The following is an 18,599-nucleotide window of genomic DNA, read 5'->3' as shown; positions in this document are numbered from 1 at the left end:
TAGTAATTTTTAAAGTGCTAATTTTTAAAATAGTGATTTTTAAAGTAGTGTTTTTTATATCAGTAATAACTATTAGCGATATCATATATTAATATGGAATATGAGGTTTCTTACATATGGATCAGTTGCTTCCCTATCTGCAAAAAATAGCCAAGGTGCTTGATCGGTTAGATCCTCTCTTACCACCAGAACAACATGATTTTGATTTCGAACAAGCGATAGCTTTTCGTTGGCAAAAAGGACGGCACTCCCGATTTGGTCGCCTTGTGCCAATCACACGCCCTGCTACGATTGAATTTCATCAACTTCAAGGAATTGATCAGCAAGTTGCCCAAATCAGAAACAATACTGAACAATTTTTAGCAGGATTACCGGCAAACCATGTCCTCCTTACAGGTGCGCGAGGAACTGGAAAATCCTCTATCGTCAAAGCAATTTTAGCCACTTACCATTCTCAGAATCTTAAAATGGTCGAGATTGAGAGTCAGGATCTAGCAGATCTACCGGAGCTTCTCTCTCTACTAGAAAATGCCCCCTATTCTTTCATCATCTTCTGTGATGATCTCTCATTTGAAGCAAATGATGCAAGTTACAAACCACTCAAAGCGTTACTAGACGGTTCACTCTCTAGTCCTGCCCCTAATATTCTCCTCTATGCAACCTCTAATCGCCGGCATTTACTGCCTGAATCGATGCAAGACAACCTTGCGCAATACAATGCACAAGAAGTTCATCCTCAAGAAGCAGTGGAAGAGAAGATCTCTCTCTCTGAGCGATTTGGTATTTGGATCAATTTCTATCCTCACTCTCAAGCAGAGTATTTAACTATTGTGGAGAGTTGGTTACAAGAATTTGCGCCAGAGATCAACTTTGATGATGAGGTAAAGCGTGCAGCCTTGCAATTCTCCCAAGCACGTAGTGCCCGTAGCGGTCGCGTGGCTTATCAATTTGTGAAGCAATTTGTTGGACAACGACAATTGCAACAAGCACAATGATTCCCAAAATCTTAATCTAAATAATAGATCGAATATTAAAATTAACCCAATCATAGAATTATCGTAGTCATACATCGTCTGATGACCTCAAGATCATCCCGACATAATCCGAATTTTTCTACAGACAAAAGGAAATGAACATGTCCACTTATATGGCCAAGGAAATCCTAGATATCCCAAATGTCATCGAGCGACAACAAGATGCAAATGCTTCAACTTTAATTGCATTAGCTGAATACCTCAAAAAAGCAAAGCCCACGCAGATTATTACCTTAGGTCGAGGTAGCTCATATAATGCCTCAATTTATGGTAAATATCTCTTTGAAATTGGCTTAGGGCTTCCTGTTTCTGTGGCAGCTCCATCCCTTGCGTCTATTTATGAACATCCCTTAAATACCGATAATGCCATTTTGATTGTAACCTCTCAATCAGGTAAAAGCCCTGATCTCATCAGTTATGCAAAAATGATGAAACAACAAGGTGCTAAAATCATTGGCATCATTAATGATGAGAAATCACCGCTTGCACAAGAATGCGATTTTCTCTTTGGTATTAAAGCGGGTGAGGAGAAGAGTGTCGCAGCAACCAAAAGTTTTGTGGGTAGTCTCTCTGTCTATGCTTCGATATTTGCTGCTTGGAGTGAAGATAGTGCCCTTGCCGATGGGCTGATGAATCTCCCCTTTGTATTAGATCAAGTCGCCACGACAGAATGGCCGGCGCTTATTGAAAGCCTATCTCATACCAAAGATCTATTCGTGATCGGTCGAGGTATCGGCTTAAGCGTTGCCGCAGAAGCAGCACTTAAATTGAAAGAGACTTGCCAAATTCATGCTGAAGGTATTTCGGCTTCAGAGATTTTCCATGGTTCAGCTTCACTGATTACGCCACAGTATCCGATTATTAGCTTTGTCGGTTCAGATGCTTCTCGGGAATCAACCATTGAAATTAATAAAAAATTAGAGAATTTTGGCGCAAGAATTTTTGCGATTGATAGTAAACAAAGTAGTGAAGATACGCTCATTATTCCGGAAGTACATCCTTTACTACAACCGCTGGTACAAATTAGTGGTTACTATCGTGTTATCGAAAAATTATCACAACATCGTGGGCTCAATCCGGATGTCCCGCCTAATTTAAAGAAAGTCACTGAAACCATTTAACTATTAACATTGAATATCCATTGAGCCATTATTAAGTCGTGATTATACGATCATTGCATGGGTATTCAATGGCATACTCCGATGAAATCAAAGGGGCTTATTTTATCGCAAGATCGATTTAAAATAAGCTTATTGAAAGGCCGGTGCATCAGTTATAAGAAACAAAAAAGCCGTTCTATCCGGCATCTTGCAAGTATTGTTTAGTAAAATTGATGATCTTTTAAAATTTTACTCATTACTTAAAAACCATTTTTCTCAAACCAAATTGACTCACATTATGAATCCTATAGCCTCCCCCTTTTCAACAATCGATACTCAATCATCTTGTGCATTACTTGCAGCCCAAATTTATGATGGGATTACGCTTTATCAAGATCATGCATTATTGATTGAAAAAGGTGTCATCATAGAAATCACTCCTCAAGCAGCCATTCCTGCTACTTATGAACAATATGATTGTGGTGATCTACTCATGCCAGGATTCATTGACCTACAAGTCAATGGCGGGGGTGGTATTCTATTCAATGATGAACCAAACTTAAAAGGCATTAAAACGATTCTTCAAGCACATCAAGCTCGTGGAACGGCTGCCCTCTTACCAACACTCATTAGTGCTGATGATAATACTATTGAACAAGGTATAGAGGCAGTATCTCAAGGTATAGAAGCCTCATTATCAGGGCTACTTGGTATCCATATTGAAGGACCGATGATCAATCTTAAGCGCAAAGGGATTCATTCGGCAGCTAATTTGCGTATTTTAAGTGATCATTTAATAGATACAATCTGCGGTCATCAGGAAATGGTACGACTTGTCACGCTAGCGCCTGAAATAGTCTCTCTTAAACTCATTGAAAAGCTCACAAAGTCTGGCGTAATTGTCTTTGCGGGTCATACTGAAGCAAGTCCTGAAAGATTAAAAGAAGCTATTGATGCAGGCTTACAAGGTTTTACTCATCTCTACAATGCAATGCCGGCAATGGAATCTCGTAAACCTGGAACCACAGGATTTGCAATTCAAGCAGAACAGAGTTATGCCTCTATTATTCACGATGGCTTACATGTCGATCCACTCATGGTTCAATTAGCCTACCGCAGCAAACCCAAAGGTAAGCTCTTCTTAGTGAGTGATGCCATGAGTTCTATTGGTGCAACGCAGAATCAATTTCAATTGGATGATCAGATGATCTATCTACGAGATGGACGATTAGTAAATGCTGACGGTACTCTTGCTGGCGCGCATTTAGATATGGCACAAGCCCTGCTCAATACCCTCCGTTCGATCGACATCCCACTGATCGAGGCCATTGCGATGGCAACCTCAACTCCGGCACAAATTATTCAATCATTACAGTATGGTTATCTCAAGAAAGGGAATAAAGCAATGATCAACGTACTAAAAGATGATAAAATATTCCCGGTTTTTTTCAAATAACATCTTTTTTTAAAGGCCTCTTCAATGAATGGCATTATTTTGATCATCGCTTGTCTTATTGCAGGTAAAGCGGTGACAGCGGCAATTACCTGCAAAAAAGAATTTATCTACTCCCTCAACCGCGTCGCTATCACCATTGCCCTGCCGGCACTGATCCTCGACAAAGTTCACTCTCAAGCCTTTTCCCTCGAAGCAATCTTCCCGCTTCTCTCCCCTTGGATTCTCTTCTTTATTACAATCGGACTTGTCTATATTCTACGAATCTTTATTCCGATGTCCCGTATTACTATGGGAACCCTTATTCTCCTCGCCGGTACTTCTAACACCTCTTTTGTCGGCATCCCCTTAATTCAAGCAATGATGGGCACAGAACAATATCTCGGCATTGCCCTTTGGATTGACCAATCAAACTTCATTCTGCTCTTCACCTTAGGCGCATTCATTGCCGATTTTTATAGTGGTGAGCAAGTCTCTATTATTAAAAATCTCAAAGTACTCCTCAAATACCCGCCGATTATTGCCTTGATACTTGCATTTTTACTTAAACCATTTACCTATCCTGAATTTGTCACCTATACTTTAGAAGCTTTTGGTTCTCTCATTACCCCTTTAACAATGATCTCAGTAGGGGCTAGTTTAGCACTGCCTAGCAATAAAAAATTGGTCGGTTATCTCAGTATTGGGCTCATCATTAAACTCATTCTGCTCCCACTCATTGTGTTGGGTATTCTATTATTTATTTACGCTTCTCCGAACGTCTATATTAACCAGATTGTCTTAATGCAAGCAGGAATGGCACCGATGGTGATAGCCGTCATTATTGCTCTTGAAAAAGGCTTAGATGGTGAACTCGCCTCCATTATGACAGCCATTGGCATTCCGCTTTCTTTTATTACGGTTCCTCTCTTCTACTACCTTATTATCTAATAAGGATTGATCAAAGAGAGGTCCATCGAAAGATCAAGCGATCTAACTCCTGTGCAATTAAGAAGATTTCACATATTCTCTATTCGTTGTAAATGAGTCAAAATCAAATAATTCCGTATCACACATTTGTGATAAACGGATATTTTTGGTCGCTCTAAAAATATTGTCAATTCGCCCAGGATAACGGCGCTCCCAATCTTGAAGCAGCGACTTTACCTCTTGACGTTGCAATCCTTCTTGAGATCCACAGAGGTTACAAGGAATAATGGGAAAGGCTTTCAGAGTTGCATATTCTTCAATATCGACTTCTCGGCAATAACTAAGCGGACGAATCACAATATTATCAAAGTCATCACTCTGCAACTTAGGGGGCATAGCCTTCATTGTGCCGCCAAAGAACATATTCATAAAGAGCGTTTCCACAATATCATCTCGATGGTGCCCTAGCGCAATTTTATTAAAATTATTCTCTTTTGCATAAGTATAGAGAGAGCCTCGACGAAGTCTTGAACAGAGACTACACATCGTCTTTCCTTCCGGGATCTTCTCAGTCACAATCGAATAGGTATCTTGTTCAATAATATGAAAGGGTACCCCTAAATCCGTAAGGTAAGCCGGTAAAATATGCTCAGGGAATCCTGGCTGCTTCTGATCTAAATTGACTGCCATTAATTCAAAATCAATCGGCGCATGCTTTTGCAGTAGAAGTAATAATTCCAACATAGTATAGGAATCTTTCCCACCAGAAAGACAGACCATAATTCGATCACCAGGCGCAATCATTTGATAATCCATGACGGCTTTACCGACTTGGTGACGCAGTTGCTTCTCCAACTTTGCTAAACGACTAGCCGTTGTGTGGGTACGATCACTATCCTCTGATGATAAAGTGATATCTTCTTGCTGCTTACCCTCTTGCGTTCTAACTGTTTGCAATAGATCTGTAATGGATTGCTGATGAATAGTTTGACTCATAATAAACTCTAATAAAAAATACGGTTGCAATGAGACATCTCAAAACAACCTATTAACTGAAAAGTGAAAAGCCACTTTCATTCTCGAAAGCGGCTTTCCATTACTGATTGGGAAAATGAAGAATCTCTCTCAATTTTTCCCTCATACTTTTTAGCTTATGAAACAATATCAACTTTCGGTGGATTGCTCATATCTAATGAAGCAGGATCATCATGCTTTTGATCTAATCCTCGAATAGGACGACCTTCCATAATGTCTTCGACTTGATTCGCATCAATCGTTTCAATATCTAGCAGCACCTCTGCCATCTTATGCAACTTATCGATATCGTCTTTGAGCACTTTTTCCGCTCGCTCATAGTTACGATCAATAATCGCGCGAATTTCGAGATCAATCTGCCGCGCAGTCTCATCAGAAATTCCGGCAGGGTTACCACTTTGATTACCTAAATAAGAGTTATTACTATCAGCATACGTTCTGAAACCCATTGCTTCAGATAACCCCCACTCAGTGACCATTTTCTTAGCCATTGATGTCGCATGTTGAATATCGCTTGCAGCCCCTGTTGTAACTGCATCATAACCAAAAATTAGCTCTTCTGCGATACGACCACCAAAGATCATTGCCATCTTATTCTCAAGCCATTTGCGTGGCACGCTCACATGATCACGTTCAGGTAATGTCATTGTCACTCCTAGCGCACGACCTCTCGGAATAATTGTGACCTTATAGACAGGATCTGACTTCAAACGATAACCAATGATAGCGTGTCCGGCCTCATGATAAGCGGTTAATTTCTTATCATCATCCGTCATTTGCATTGAGTTACGGGCTGCTCCCATCATGATTTTATCTTTTGCTTCTTCAAGATCATAAAGAAACACTTCATTTTGATTCTTACGTGCCGCAAATAGAGCTGCTTCATTCACAAGGTTTGCTAAATCAGCACCTGAAAAGCCTGGCGTTCCACGTGCAATTTGTTCAATATCCACATCCGCATTCGTTGGCACTTTACGAAGATGTACTTTAAGGATCTCGATACGACCTTTTACATCAGGTAATGGTACAACTACTTGACGGTCAAAACGACCTGGGCGCAGTAATGCAGGATCTAAAACATCTGGGCGGTTTGTCGCCGCAATAATAATGATTCCTTGGTTATCACTAAAGCCATCCATTTCCACAAGTAATTGGTTCAATGTCTGTTCACGCTCATCATGACCACCACCCATACCAGAGCCCCGATGACGACCGACAGCATCAATTTCATCGATAAAGATAATGCAAGGCGCATGCTTTTTCGCCTGCTCAAACATATCTCGCACACGAGAAGCCCCCACTCCAACAAACATCTCCATAAAATCAGAACCTGAAATTGTGAAGAATGGGACTTTCGCCTCGCCGGCAATGGCTTTAGCGAGTAAGGTTTTACCTGTACCTGGGGAACCCACCATTAGAATACCACGCGGAATTTTACCACCCAATTTTTGGAAGCGACCAGGATTACGTAAGAAATCTACGATCTCACCTACTTCTTGTTTCGCTTCTTCTGCGCCAGCAACATCTGCAAAAGTGGTTTTGATCTGATCTTGAGTCAACATCTTCGCTTTTGATTTCCCAAAACTCATTGGGCCACCTTTACCACCACCACTTGATTGGCGCATCATAAAGAGGAAGAAGCCTAAAAGTAGTAAAATCGGTAACAGATTCAGGAATACCGATAAAAAGATTCCCTGATTACGAAGTGATTTTCCAGTAAAACGCACATTTTGCTCAATCAGACTTTTGACAAGCGGGGCGTTATTGGTTTCAGGATTATAAGTAGAAAAGCGTAAGCCATCACTCGTAACACCTTCAATTTCAGCGCTATTAGGACCACTCATCTGTATTTCACGAATCTGTCCGCTCTCTACTTGTTTTAAAAATTCAGAATAAGGAACTTCTCGTCCCCCACTGCCGCCAAAGCCCTGAAATAGCATAAAGACTAAAACGCCTATGCCGAGCCATAAAGCTATATCTCTTCCCTTGTACTTCAAAAGATTAACCTCTATTTATAGTTGAAATCAATTAACGTTTTCTAAGTGTAATCAAACTCATTGATGACGCTCATAACCTTAATTTGATGTAAGTAAGTTAAGATATTTAGATCTTATATCAAACCATCTATTCTACGCTATTTCTCAGGTAATTGAACAATTGATATCATATTAACCTTGAGATTTTAGATAGAAATATTTGATGTAATAATCCTTTCATTCCCTCAATGCCTTATAAAGAAGCTTCTCATGCTTCAAGGGTACTCTACATAATGTAGGGATTTTTTCTAATGTTTCAAGTAAAAAAAGAGAAAAATGCAAATGATTGTCATTAAGCAACTACACTCAAGCGGACCTTTAATTAATCACTCGATTGGCCACTCGAATACTTGACTAAAATAAGCCTCTATTTTGCTCGATACACTCATAATGATATATACGTATATTGCATTTTTCACATTACCCTATTTTAGCCTTTGAACCCCTTCGCTAATAGATAAATTTCTGCACTACGCGCCCGAGAAGCTTTAGGTTTGCGAGTGACCACTTTTGTAAAATTTTGCTGTAAAGCTTTATAGTACTCTTGAAACCCTTCCCCTTGGAACACTTTTAATAGATAGTCTCCACCAGGTTTCAAATTCCCTTGAATAAAATCTAAGGCTAATTCTAAAAGGTACATCGTTTTAGGCTGATCAACCCCTTTAATACCACTCATATTCGGGGCCATATCCGAAAGCACGACGTCTACTTTTCGACCATCTAAAATCGTTAAAAGTTCCTCAAGCACCTCATCATCTCGGAAATCTCCTTGGATAAAGTCAACGCCCGCTAAAGGATCTATAGGTAATAGATCAAGACCCACTACTTTGCCATTATGTCCCACTTTATGCATAGCATATTGAGACCAACTACCCGGTGCGGCTCCAAGATCGACGACAGTCATGCCAGGTTTGAATAAACGATCTTTCTCATCAATTTCTTGTAACTTATAGATTGCCCGAGAACGCCATCCCTCTTTCTTAGAGCGAATGACAAACTCGTCATCCATATGTTCTTTTAACCATCTTGTACTACTTGCACTTCTCTTTTTTGCCATAATTTTTATCTTTATGTTCTATCTATTGTTTTATATTTTAACGATTGCAGCCCAAATTAACTATTACTGCTCAAATCGTTCTTGCCAAATCGCTCGATTTTGATTTCACTAGCAAGCAACCTATTTTGTCCATTAATTATTGTTCGATATTTGTGAATTCAACCCTATTACTTCAAGCACTTTTTCTTCAGCCGTTATTTTAAGCTTTTATTTTTTCTACTCAGTTTGATTAACTGATTTTTCCTTATCTGTCACCTGACTGATCTTTTTCTCATTGGCCTTTTTCTGATGTCGCTCTTCTGCCACTTGATGCTGTAGAAGAATCGATTTTCCTCGCGCGACTAAATATAAACCGCCAGCAAATCCAAAAAAGAGTAAAATAGCAATCTCAAGACCGGGGGTTAAATCCATGTACCCCACGCTAATGACTAAGATAATTCCCGCCACAATCATACCAAATGCAAGTGCCTTCAAACTTTTAAAAAGATGACGTAACTGCGTATTGTGTGATAGGCTTACTTTTTTATTCTGAGAACTATTTTCACTATTCATGACACAAATTAAACTCACAACTGAACATATTAAATTCCTTAAAGCTAGAGCACATCATTTAGATCCGGTGTTAATTCTAGGGGATAAAGGCGTTACAGAAAACTTCATCAAAGAAGCCAAAAATGCAATTGCCCATCATGAACTTATTAAAATTAAACTCGCCGGACGTGATCGCGATGAGAGAGAGTCTATCACAGATGAGATCGTTACGGCACTTAATGCTTCATTGATTCAAAAAATTGGCGCAACCATTATTCTGTTTAAACGCAATCACGAAGATCCTAAAATCATCTTCAACTTTAAATAGATTTCACTGTAAAAGGTTAAATTAAAGGTTAAGTCTAAAGATCCTCAAAAATCTATTTCAAAAGGCCACCATTTGGTGGCCTTTATTTATCAAATCTTCTTACCCGCTCTTCTTATCGACTATTTCATATTAGCTTTAACAATAATGATAAGTGTCACTATTGATTTTAAGCTGATTTGATCTAGATTGGCACTATTAAAGCCCTTTCATCTCAATACGTTTTTTAAGCTCTTTAGCAGGAACATACCCTGGAATCATAGAACCATCTTCAAGAATAATCGCCGGCGTTCCCTGTACGCCTAATTCTAGCGCTAACTTATATTGATCGGCAACTGGATTATTACAGGACTTAGCAGGGATTTGTTGCCCTTTTTTAGCTTCTGCAAATGTCACAGCTTGATTCAATGATTCATTACGATTATCAGAACACCATACAGAAACCATATCCTCATAGCCTTGCGAGTTTAAACCTCGATAAGGGAATGCTAAGTAACGAACGGTAATCCCTTCAGCTAAATACTCATCTAATTGAGAATGTAACATCCGACAAAAAGGACAATCCGTTGTAGTAAAGACGGTAATCACCTGTTCTTCTTTAGGCGCTTTATAAATCACCATATCTTTCTCATTCACTTGATTGATCTTCTCTTTGATGTGAGAATTAATATAGGTTTCACTGAGATTAATACCTCGCACTAGATCAACAGCATTCCCCTCTAACATATAACGACCATCTTTAGAGATAAAGATTGGGTAAGGTGTCTCTTTGACAAAGACTTCATACAGACCTTCGATTTCAGAAGGTTGTGTTTTCTCAATAGTCACACCTTGAATGAGATCATTAAAATGCTTTAAATTCACATCCGCTACAGCGGTTGAACTCAATCCTACAGCGGTCATTGCAACCCATAATAATTTTTTCATAATTATCCTTTATTTAATGTTAAATCTCTGTCAATGTGTCTGAATATCTATTCGTTGAGTATTTTAGCTGTTATCTCAACATAACTCATCAATTTAATGCATGAGTGTATCCTATCGATCATTCACTTACAAAGTAAATATAATGTTATTCTCGGGATTATTTGAATAAGGTTACTCGTACTCTCCCTCAGTTAACCTACTTTATATTCGTTAATAACCTACACTTTATTACCCTCTTGGATGATTAAGTGCATGTAGTTTTTTCAAGCGCTCTTTAGCCACATGTGTATAAATTTGTGTTGTAGATAAGCTACTATGCCCTAATAGTAACTGCACCACGCGAAGATCAGCACCATTATTGACGAGATGTGTCGCAAACGCATGGCGCAGAGTATGCGGTGAAATTTCGCCTTGAATGCCGATCTGTTCAGCATATTTTTTGATGATATACCAGAAAGCTTGCCGGGACATTGCCGAGCCCCGATTACTGACAAACAAGGTATCACTTGTTCGCCCCTTCAACAATAGCGGCCTTGCTTCCCGAATATAATCCCTGACAGCCTCTAAAGCCATCTCACCGATAGGCACTAACCGCTCTTTATCGCCTTTTCCGATTACGCGCACATAACCCACTTCAAAATTAATCTGACTATAGGCAAGAGAAATTAATTCTGATACTCGAAACCCACAAGAATAGAGTAATTCAAGCATCGCATAATCTCGTAATCCTAGAGGCGTTGATCTATCCGGCGCACTTAATAAAGCTTCCACATCCTCAGCAGACAGTGCTACCGGCAGTGGTTTGTGGAATTTAGGTAAAGCAACCCCTTCGGTAGGATTCTCTTCGCGTATTTTTTCAATAATCAAAAAATTATAGAAGTGTTTATAGCAAGATAAGTAACGCGCAAGACTCCGTGGATTGGCTTCATTCTCTAAAGATTGCGTAAAAAATCGCGATAACTGTTCACTCGTTGCATCTTGTAACAATGTCTCTTCTAGCATCAAAAACTTTGCTAATTTTTGCAGATCTTGCATATAAGAGAGATCCGTCAAATCACTCGCGCCCTTCTCAAAGAGAAGAGATTCTCCAAATCGAGCCACAATCTCCCGATCTAATGGATTTTCAAATTTCTGCATTCTATTGATTCCTTATGACTATTCTCTTATAACAACGATTAATGAGAGTCTATATGAGAGCTAACAATATCTCAATGCAAACCTATTTCCGCAATGCTTACCGAACCCTTTATTTATAATAATTTTATTTAAAAGATAGTTTATGATATATCACTTATAATAACGAATCATTGATTTAGGGATTTAGTGGTTTATTGCATTTATCTATTGACCTTATCCACTGATCTGATATTTTCGTAAACTTACCTCACGAATTATAAAAGCCATAAAAACTTGGTACCTAGACATTCAATAGATCAATGAATCGTTTCAAAACCTCAACTCAAGGCTTCAAGGAAAATAACCTCAAACACAATAATGAACTTTAAAACCCTAAAATTTTAACATTAATGACTCAGCTCTTTATAATTTAATCCTGCCAATTACTACAATTATATAGATTAATCAATAGCTCAAGCTGATGACACATTCGGTGATACCTGTGACTAAACAATTTTTCCGAAATGGAATCATTTTACTTATTTTACTGATCTTACTCTATACCTTCTACCGTAGCAGTAGCTGGTTAGAGCTCTGTGCCGGTCTTGCCTTCTTTCTCTTTGGTATGCAATGCATGCAAGATGGGCTACAACAATTAGCCGGCGGTAAATTAGAACGAATATTAGCTAAAAGCACAGAAACACCGCTCAAAAGCTTACTTTTCGGGATCTCATCAACACTTATCTTACAATCAACGACCGTTGTTTCTCTCCTTATTATCGCTTTTATCAGTACAAACCTCATCACTCTTGCTGCGGGAATTGGGATCATTATTGGTGCAAATGTCGGTTCAAGTGGCGGTATATGGCTTCTCGCTTTAGCCGGTCAAAATGTGAGCTTAAGTCCTTTTGCTTATCCGCTTATTGTCATAGGTATCCTCGCCTCTTTCGCCGGTAAACGGGCAAAATCTGCTGGCAGAGTACTCATAGGCGTTGCCTTTATTCTCCTTGCCATTGATCTTATTAAAGGGGGGTTCTCTGCCTTTACCGAAGATTTTGATATCTTGTCTTATACACTCTCTGGCTGGCTTGGGATATTATTGCTCGTGCTCGTAGGATTAATATTAACGATTATCTTGCAATCAAGTCACGCAACATTAATGTTAATTCTTACAATGCTCTCCCTTGAGCAGATCGATGCAACGCAAGGATTTGCCCTCACGATCGGTGCGATTGTCGGTAGCGCACTTGCTACAGGAATACTTGGATTTCTTGGGGGAAATCGTGCCGGAATGAGAGTTGCGGCTTCGCATGTGATATATAATGCCGGAACGGGAATCATCGTTCTACTATTCCTCAAACCGCTATTACTATTGATTAATCTGATTAGTACACACTTAGGATTTAATGCACTGATCCAAATCGCACTCTTTTATACACTCTTCAATATTATTGGGCTTCTACTCTTTTGGCCTTTAAAAGGATCACTGGCCACTTTCCTAGAAAAAATAATTCCCAATCTCCCGGCACCTGAACAGTTGATCGAAACACAAACAATTCACCCTCAAACAACTGATATCGAAGAGAGCGCACCATCACCCTTCTTAATTGAAAGCGCCCTCTCTTCCACTCAAACAGCAACACAGGCCGTACTACAAGACCTACAACTCCTCTCCCGAGTCACATTAGAGGTGATCTGTCATATTCTATTACTGAAAACAACCATTTTGACCGTTGAAAGTACTGACGAAAACACAATCATCGAATATCAAGATCTCAATCCCTTTGATGCGGATGAATTATATCGGCAGCAGATTAAAAGCCGGTATAGTGAGTTACTTACATTTATCAGTAAAATTGATTACAACGAAGCCGATAAAGCCTATCAAACCGTCATTATGACTTCTCAGGTTATTGCTTTTAAATTGGTCTCTGCCGTTAAAAATAGCAATCATTTACAGAAAAACTTACGTTACTATCTCACAAAAGAGGGAAATCCCGCACAACCTCTCTATATTGAGTTACGTAACTATATCGTCAATAACCTACAATTGGCCTATCAAATTCAAGCAGAGATCACTCAATTGAAAGAAGATAGCGACCTCAAAGCAGAGTTTGATCATCTCTCATTAACCGCTCTCATCGAAGATTCCCGTAATTTTGAAAGCCAATTTCGCGCTCAAGTTTATCAAGCACTAAAAGAAAATACTCTAGATGGATTTAACACCAGCTCCCTACTCAATGATTTACAATATGCGACTCAAATAGTCGAGAGCCTCTTTAATATCCTTAAACTCGTCGCCATTCAGGATAATAATCTGCTGCAAAACATTGATAATATCATCCAAATGAATGAGGGGGATCTATAAGACAATGAGGCTTATCATCAATAATCTATAAATCTGATTTCCTAGAGAAACTAGTAATTTATAACAGAGGTAAATCAGGAAGTTGCTCTTGATTATTTTGAGTTTTTTTTAATCAAAAAATAGAGTACAATTCGTGAACTCATAAGAGTAATTTTAGGATTTTTAATAACTTAACGATAAAATGGTATTAGTATCGATCAGATGTAACGATATGATATAATGGTTACCTAAAGTTTATTCACCTATATTTATTATAAGAAAAATAAGGATATAAATAACATGAAACATTTTACTAAATTACTTTTAATCAGCTCGATCGCTTTTGCTGGCTTAGTTGCATGTTCTGATGAAAGTAAAGATCCTGCAGCTCAAGCCGCTGTAAAAGAGACACAAGAAGTTGCAAAACAAGCTGAAACTGAGGCAAAGAAAGCTGAAGAAGCTGCGGTAAAACAAGCTGAAGCTGAAAAGAAAGCTGCTGAAGAAGCCGCTAAGAAAGCTGAGGAAGAAGCAAAAGCTAAAGCGGAAGCCGAAGCTAAAAAAGCTGAAGAAGCAGCAAAGAAAGCAGCTGAAGAAGCTAAAGCAAAAGCTGAAGCTGAGAAAAAAGCCGCTGAAGAAGCCGCGAAACAAGCTGAAGAGGCTGCAAAAGCACAAGCAGATAGCCCTGAAGTTGTAAAACAAGCTGAAGAAGTTGCTAAAAAAGCGGAAGAGGCAGCAGATCAAGCAGCTAAAAAAGTAGAAGAAACTGCAAAACAAGCTGAAAAAGTGGCTGATAAAACAACTGAAGAAGCTGAAAAAGTAGCTACTGAGGCTGCTAAAGCACAAGAAAAAGTTGCAGATAAAGCCGCTGAAAAAGTTGCTGAAGCGAAAGAAGCTGCAGCTAAAGGTGTTGAGAAGTCTGTAGATGCTTCTGAAAAAGCAGCTGAGAAAGCAGCTGAAAAAGCGGGCGACAACATGACGAAAATCGAAGAAGCTAAAAAAGCGGCAGAAGAAGCAGCTGCTGAAATTGCTGATGAGATGAAAAAAGCAGCCGAAGATGCAATGAACAAAACTGTAGAAGATACTAAAAATGCAGTAGGTGATTTAATCAAAAAATAAGTCATTTTGATTGATCATCAACGATTATTAGTTGTAACACACAAAAGCCCTCCATTGAGGGCTTTTGCTCTTTTGTGCTATTAGTATCAGGCTATAATCACTTTTTATAAGCTTTAGCATTTTCGGGTTTTAAAGGTTTCACTAAATGATCTAAACCATCCACTTTTAGCATCAAAGCAAGTTCCATCAATGCGCCGAGCTCCCCTTTCGGAAAACCTTTATCAGGACGGTTAAACCACAATAGATACTCTTCTGGAAGATCAATCAAATAGCGTCCTTGATAGCGACCAAAGGGCATTTTTATTGTCGCTAGCTTGACTAAATTCTCCTTTGATAACATCCTTCTCCCCTTTTCACTCTTGAACTAAAAATCTAAATTAAGATCACCCTTACATCACTAATTTATTCTACGTTATTTACCAATACAGAAATTTGAGAAAATCTCGCCTAACAATGCATCAGAGCTAAATTCACCCGTAATTTCACCTAATGCTATTTGCGCTAAACGCAACTCCTCCGCCACTAGCTCAATGGCAACCGCTTCACCGATCAGACCTAATGCAACATCAAAATGTTGTAATACTCGCTTTAATGCTTGTAAATGACGCTCTCTCGCACTAAATAAGCCTTCTTGTGATTCAAAACCCGCATACTCAAGAATCGCTGCTTTAACGAGCTCAATCCCCCGTAGATCTTTAGCACTAATCGTAATATGGCTCTCTGTACGGCTAATATCATTGCCAGATAGATCTGCTTTATTATGAATAATAATCGTGGGGATCTTCAGAGCCTCTATGTCGGCATCTATTCCCACAAAGGATTCATTATCATCATGCATCCACAAGACTAAATCTGCACTCTCCATCTCTTTTTTCGCACGCTTAATACCTTCGGCTTCAATTCTGTCTGTTGTCTCTCGAAGCCCTGCTGTATCAATAATGGAAAGAGGAACACCATCAATAATAATACGCTCTCTGAGCACATCTCGAGTTGTCCCCTCAATCTCCGTTACAATCGCACTCTCCTCTCCTGAGAGTGCATTCAGTAAGCTAGATTTACCAGCATTGGGTTTCCCCGCAATAACAACTTTCAAACCATCCGTTAGCACTTTGCCATTCCCGGCAGATTGTAATAGTTGTGAGACTTGCTGATGCAAATTCTCTAATCCTGAAACAACATTACCATCGGAGATAAAATCAATATCTTCTTCACTAAAATCAATAGCAGCTTCGATATAGACACGCATCTTAATAAGCGTTTCTAATAATGCATCGACTCTATGGGAAAAATTACCCGTCAATGAGTTCATTGCTGCCCGCGCCTGAGCTTCACTTTGACTGACAATCAGATCATGAATCGCTTCAGCTTGGACTAAATCAAGCTTACCATTCAAAAATGCACGTTCTGAAAACTCCCCTCGTCGAGCCATTGTCGCGCCTAATTCAAGCACACGATTCAATACACGATTGAGCACAATCAAACCACCATGTCCTTGCAACTCAATCACATCTTCCCCCGTAAATGAATTTGGCCCGCGATAGAAGATCACAACCCCCTCATCAATGACTTCCCCATCCTCTTTTAGAAAAGGGGAAAAATAAGCGTAACGGGGTTTAAACTCTGTAATCTTCGTCATCGCCTGTGCAATTTTCACTGCATCATGCCCAGATATACGTACGATACCAATTCCACCAATGGCTGTACTTGTCGCAATCGCAGCAATTGTTTGATCTTTTAACATTCTAAAACCTCTTATAAAAAACAATCCCCATATAGGGGATTGTTTATCAGTCACACTTTATTGGAATCACAACCACTCGAATGTACTTCTAAAGTAGAAAACAGTGACCCCAAAACTTCTAATTGTGATTATGTTTATTAATATCACGTTCAACTCGTCTCATAATGAATGACTGCTGAAGAATCGTGAGTAAGTTGTTGGTAATCCAGTAAAGAACGATACCTGCTGCAAACCACATAAACATAAAGGTAAAGACAACCGGCAACCATTTCATTACTTTCTGTTGCATCGGATCTGTCGGTGCTGGATTTAAACGTTGTTGGAAGAACATCGTAACCCCCATAATCACAGGTAGGATAAAGTATGGGTCTCTTAATGAGAGATCTTTAATCCAAAGAATCCAAGGCGCTTGACGTAATTCAACACTCTCCATCAACATCCAGAATAGTGCAATAAAGACAGGGATCTGAATAATAATCGGCCAACAACCGCCGAGAGGATTGATCTTCTCTTTACGATAAAGTTTCATCATCTCTTCAGATTGTTTCTGACGATTATCGCCATACTCTTCTTTAATCAAAGCCAGCTTTGGTGCTACTGCACGCATTTTCGCCATTGAGGTATAACCCTTATTTGCAAAGTAGAAGAGCGCTAGCTTAACCGTTAAGGTTAAAAGAATAATTGACCAACCCCAGTTACCGATAAATGAATGGAAGAATTTCAAAATCCAGAGCATTAATTCAGAAATCGGACTAAACCAACCATAATCAAGTGTTAAATCTAAGTAATCTGCTGTCTCTTCTAGTTGCTCTTTAAGCTTTGGCCCCATGAAGTAGCGACTTTCAAAGTTATAAGACTCACCGGGTTTAATAGTCACAGGATTCTTATTCATCATGCTGATGACATAAGTATTTTGCGAAATATCTTTAAAATCACCAATTTGGAAAGTTTGAATAATATTTTGCGTCTGTTTTGTCGCTTCTTTATCTTTACCTGCTACCGAAGCAGCTACGAAGTACTGCTGAATCATCGCAATCCAGCCCGCGTCACCTTCAAAAGTTTTAGGATTATGACGCGTCACTTCTCGACCTTCTGAGTTAAATCCACGCTCAATAGTCGTCATTTTCTCATAAGCAAGTTTTTCATACTTATAATCATTATGTGGCAATGAGAATACGCTACCGTCGAAGCTTGAAGCACCTATTGCACTACCCTTAGGATTATGCGGTTTTTTAGTTGCTATTTGACGATACTCACGACCTACCCAATCTTGGCTTGAGCGGTTTTCCACTTGTTGTGAGAAACCAATCGTATAATGATCACGATTAAACTCATATACTTTTGTCACTGCTAAATTAGTTTCGGGATCAACGTAAGTGAGTGGCACAATAAGAGAATCATCCCCTTCAGCCATCTCATAGTGATCGGCACCTGAAGTGAAATAGCTGTCTGTATGAAGCACTGAACCATTTTCACTCTCTGCAAGTAGACCCGTTTGTGCTACTTGGAACAATTTTGGTGAGTTATCAAGAATTTTAAAAGGAACATCTTGTGCTTCTAAACTTTCAGGGTATTTAAGAAGCCCTGCTTCGATGATATCCCCACCTTGTTTTGCAATTTTGACTTCATAGAGATCTGTTACAACCGTAATGTAGTCGTCAAGATTTGCTACATGCTGCCCTTCAGAGTGCGATGAACCAAGTGTTGGTACAGCACTTGAACCATCTGCTTGGTTAGTTGTGACAACTTGTTCTGTTTCAACAACGGGTGTTGGATTTTTATAAGCATCCCATTTCGTATAGAGAAAATAGATAATGCCAGCTAAAATCAATAAGAGAAAAAGACGCTGCTGATTATTCTGCATAAATTGTT

The 18,599-nt window shown here is 39.2% G+C and carries 16 protein-coding genes; 7 read left to right on the top strand and 9 right to left on the bottom strand.

Annotated features, from left to right (window positions below):
* The first annotated feature begins 116 nt into the window (after positions 1 to 116).
* The 4 genes from DC083_RS05895 (at position 117) to DC083_RS05880 (ending at position 4,517) form a co-directional block, all read left to right on the top strand.
* Complete coding sequence (locus DC083_RS05895) at positions 117 to 995, top strand: ATP-binding protein (protein ID WP_109189320.1); 879 nt, start codon at positions 117 to 119, stop codon at positions 993 to 995.
* Positions 996 to 1,135: 140 nt separating this feature from the next.
* Positions 1,136 to 2,155 carry an SIS domain-containing protein gene (locus DC083_RS05890; RefSeq protein ID WP_189364569.1) on the top strand — a complete coding sequence of 340 codons (1,020 nt, stop codon included), beginning with the start codon at positions 1,136 to 1,138 and terminating at the stop codon, positions 2,153 to 2,155.
* Positions 2,156 to 2,432: 277 nt separating this feature from the next.
* Positions 2,433 to 3,590 (top strand): N-acetylglucosamine-6-phosphate deacetylase, encoded by a 1,158-nt coding sequence (gene nagA, locus DC083_RS05885; RefSeq protein WP_109189318.1) that lies wholly within the window; start codon positions 2,433 to 2,435, stop codon positions 3,588 to 3,590.
* 24 nt (positions 3,591 to 3,614) lie between these two features.
* Positions 3,615 to 4,517, top strand: a complete 903-nt coding sequence (locus tag DC083_RS05880) for an AEC family transporter (protein WP_026878319.1) — start codon at positions 3,615 to 3,617, stop codon at positions 4,515 to 4,517.
* A gap of 57 nt (positions 4,518 to 4,574) precedes the next feature.
* Here DC083_RS05880 and ttcA read toward each other — a convergent pair whose 3' ends face one another.
* From ttcA to DC083_RS05860, 4 genes are all read right to left on the bottom strand, one after another.
* Positions 4,575 to 5,492: a tRNA 2-thiocytidine(32) synthetase TtcA gene (gene ttcA / locus DC083_RS05875; protein WP_109189317.1), complete on the bottom strand. Its 918-nt coding sequence runs from the start codon at positions 5,490 to 5,492 to the stop codon at positions 4,575 to 4,577.
* A 155-nt stretch (positions 5,493 to 5,647) separates the two neighbouring features.
* Positions 5,648 to 7,528 carry an ATP-dependent zinc metalloprotease FtsH gene (gene ftsH / locus DC083_RS05870; protein ID WP_268248490.1) on the bottom strand — a complete coding sequence of 627 codons (1,881 nt, stop codon included), beginning with the start codon at positions 7,526 to 7,528 and terminating at the stop codon, positions 5,648 to 5,650.
* Between the two features lie 469 nt (positions 7,529 to 7,997).
* Entirely contained in the window at positions 7,998 to 8,624 is a 627-nt protein-coding gene (gene rlmE, locus DC083_RS05865; protein WP_109189315.1) for a 23S rRNA (uridine(2552)-2'-O)-methyltransferase RlmE, read from the bottom strand.
* 216 nt (positions 8,625 to 8,840) lie between these two features.
* On the bottom strand, positions 8,841 to 9,176 hold the full coding sequence (locus DC083_RS05860) for a hypothetical protein (protein ID WP_109189314.1): 336 nt from the start codon (positions 9,174 to 9,176) through the stop codon (positions 8,841 to 8,843).
* On the opposite strand from DC083_RS05860, the gene yhbY reads away from it, so the two are divergent.
* Positions 9,175 to 9,483: a ribosome assembly RNA-binding protein YhbY gene (yhbY, locus tag DC083_RS05855; protein WP_109189313.1), complete on the top strand. Its 309-nt coding sequence runs from the start codon at positions 9,175 to 9,177 to the stop codon at positions 9,481 to 9,483. The genes DC083_RS05860 and yhbY overlap by 2 nt on opposite strands.
* Before the next feature lie 195 nt (positions 9,484 to 9,678).
* Here yhbY and DC083_RS05850 read toward each other — a convergent pair whose 3' ends face one another.
* The gene (locus DC083_RS05850) at positions 9,679 to 10,407 is read right to left on the bottom strand and encodes a thioredoxin fold domain-containing protein (RefSeq protein WP_109189312.1); all 729 of its coding nucleotides are present in this window, start codon (positions 10,405 to 10,407) and stop codon (positions 9,679 to 9,681) included.
* Positions 10,408 to 10,635: 228 nt separating this feature from the next.
* On the bottom strand, positions 10,636 to 11,544 hold the full coding sequence (xerD, locus tag DC083_RS05845; protein WP_109189311.1) for a site-specific tyrosine recombinase XerD: 909 nt from the start codon (positions 11,542 to 11,544) through the stop codon (positions 10,636 to 10,638).
* Between the two features lie 481 nt (positions 11,545 to 12,025).
* Here xerD and DC083_RS05840 point away from each other — a divergent pair, with 481 nt between their 5' ends.
* A complete protein-coding gene (locus DC083_RS05840) occupies positions 12,026 to 13,891 on the top strand; it encodes a Na/Pi cotransporter family protein (RefSeq protein ID WP_189364570.1) in 1,866 nt (621 codons plus the stop codon).
* A gap of 279 nt (positions 13,892 to 14,170) precedes the next feature.
* Positions 14,171 to 14,986 carry a hypothetical protein gene (locus tag DC083_RS05835; protein ID WP_109189309.1) on the top strand — a complete coding sequence of 272 codons (816 nt, stop codon included), beginning with the start codon at positions 14,171 to 14,173 and terminating at the stop codon, positions 14,984 to 14,986.
* Between the two features lie 97 nt (positions 14,987 to 15,083).
* Here the strand turns inward: DC083_RS05835 and DC083_RS05830 are convergent, their stop codons facing one another.
* The 3 genes from DC083_RS05830 to yidC all read right to left on the bottom strand — a co-directional run bounded on the left by DC083_RS05830 (position 15,084) and on the right by yidC (position 18,591).
* Positions 15,084 to 15,326: a DUF3820 family protein gene (locus DC083_RS05830; protein WP_109189308.1), complete on the bottom strand. Its 243-nt coding sequence runs from the start codon at positions 15,324 to 15,326 to the stop codon at positions 15,084 to 15,086.
* A gap of 72 nt (positions 15,327 to 15,398) precedes the next feature.
* Positions 15,399 to 16,727, bottom strand: a complete 1,329-nt coding sequence (gene mnmE / locus DC083_RS05825) for a tRNA uridine-5-carboxymethylaminomethyl(34) synthesis GTPase MnmE (RefSeq protein WP_109189307.1) — start codon at positions 16,725 to 16,727, stop codon at positions 15,399 to 15,401.
* Between the two features lie 118 nt (positions 16,728 to 16,845).
* On the bottom strand, positions 16,846 to 18,591 hold the full coding sequence (yidC, locus tag DC083_RS05820; protein ID WP_109189306.1) for a membrane protein insertase YidC: 1,746 nt from the start codon (positions 18,589 to 18,591) through the stop codon (positions 16,846 to 16,848).
* Between the last annotated feature and the right edge of the window lie 8 nt (positions 18,592 to 18,599).

The sequence above is a fragment of the Ignatzschineria ureiclastica genome (genome assembly GCF_003121845.1).
Taxonomy (GTDB): Bacteria; Pseudomonadota; Gammaproteobacteria; order Cardiobacteriales; family Wohlfahrtiimonadaceae; genus Ignatzschineria; species Ignatzschineria ureiclastica.
This window is presented reverse-complemented; position numbering and strand designations above follow the sequence as displayed.

What these genes read in the sequence shown, in the direction of transcription:
- DC083_RS05895 (WP_109189320.1), top strand. Translation starts at nt 117, where the DNA reads ATGGATCAGTTGCTTCCCTATCTGCAAAAAATAGCCAAGGTGCTTGAT.
- DC083_RS05890 (WP_189364569.1), top strand. Translation starts at nt 1,136, where the DNA reads ATGTCCACTTATATGGCCAAGGAAATCCTAGATATCCCAAATGTCATC.
- nagA (WP_109189318.1), top strand. Translation starts at nt 2,433, where the DNA reads ATGAATCCTATAGCCTCCCCCTTTTCAACAATCGATACTCAATCATCT.
- DC083_RS05880 (WP_026878319.1), top strand. Translation starts at nt 3,615, where the DNA reads ATGAATGGCATTATTTTGATCATCGCTTGTCTTATTGCAGGTAAAGCG.
- ttcA (WP_109189317.1), bottom strand. Translation starts at nt 5,492, where the DNA reads ATGAGTCAAACTATTCATCAGCAATCCATTACAGATCTATTGCAAACA.
- rlmE (WP_109189315.1), bottom strand. Translation starts at nt 8,624, where the DNA reads ATGGCAAAAAAGAGAAGTGCAAGTAGTACAAGATGGTTAAAAGAACAT.
- yhbY (WP_109189313.1), top strand. Translation starts at nt 9,175, where the DNA reads ATGACACAAATTAAACTCACAACTGAACATATTAAATTCCTTAAAGCT.
- DC083_RS05860 (WP_109189314.1), bottom strand. Translation starts at nt 9,176, where the DNA reads ATGAATAGTGAAAATAGTTCTCAGAATAAAAAAGTAAGCCTATCACAC.
- DC083_RS05850 (WP_109189312.1), bottom strand. Translation starts at nt 10,407, where the DNA reads ATGAAAAAATTATTATGGGTTGCAATGACCGCTGTAGGATTGAGTTCA.
- xerD (WP_109189311.1), bottom strand. Translation starts at nt 11,544, where the DNA reads ATGCAGAAATTTGAAAATCCATTAGATCGGGAGATTGTGGCTCGATTT.
- DC083_RS05835 (WP_109189309.1), top strand. Translation starts at nt 14,171, where the DNA reads ATGAAACATTTTACTAAATTACTTTTAATCAGCTCGATCGCTTTTGCT.
- DC083_RS05830 (WP_109189308.1), bottom strand. Translation starts at nt 15,326, where the DNA reads ATGTTATCAAAGGAGAATTTAGTCAAGCTAGCGACAATAAAAATGCCC.
- mnmE (WP_109189307.1), bottom strand. Translation starts at nt 16,727, where the DNA reads ATGTTAAAAGATCAAACAATTGCTGCGATTGCGACAAGTACAGCCATT.
- yidC (WP_109189306.1), bottom strand. Translation starts at nt 18,591, where the DNA reads ATGCAGAATAATCAGCAGCGTCTTTTTCTCTTATTGATTTTAGCTGGC.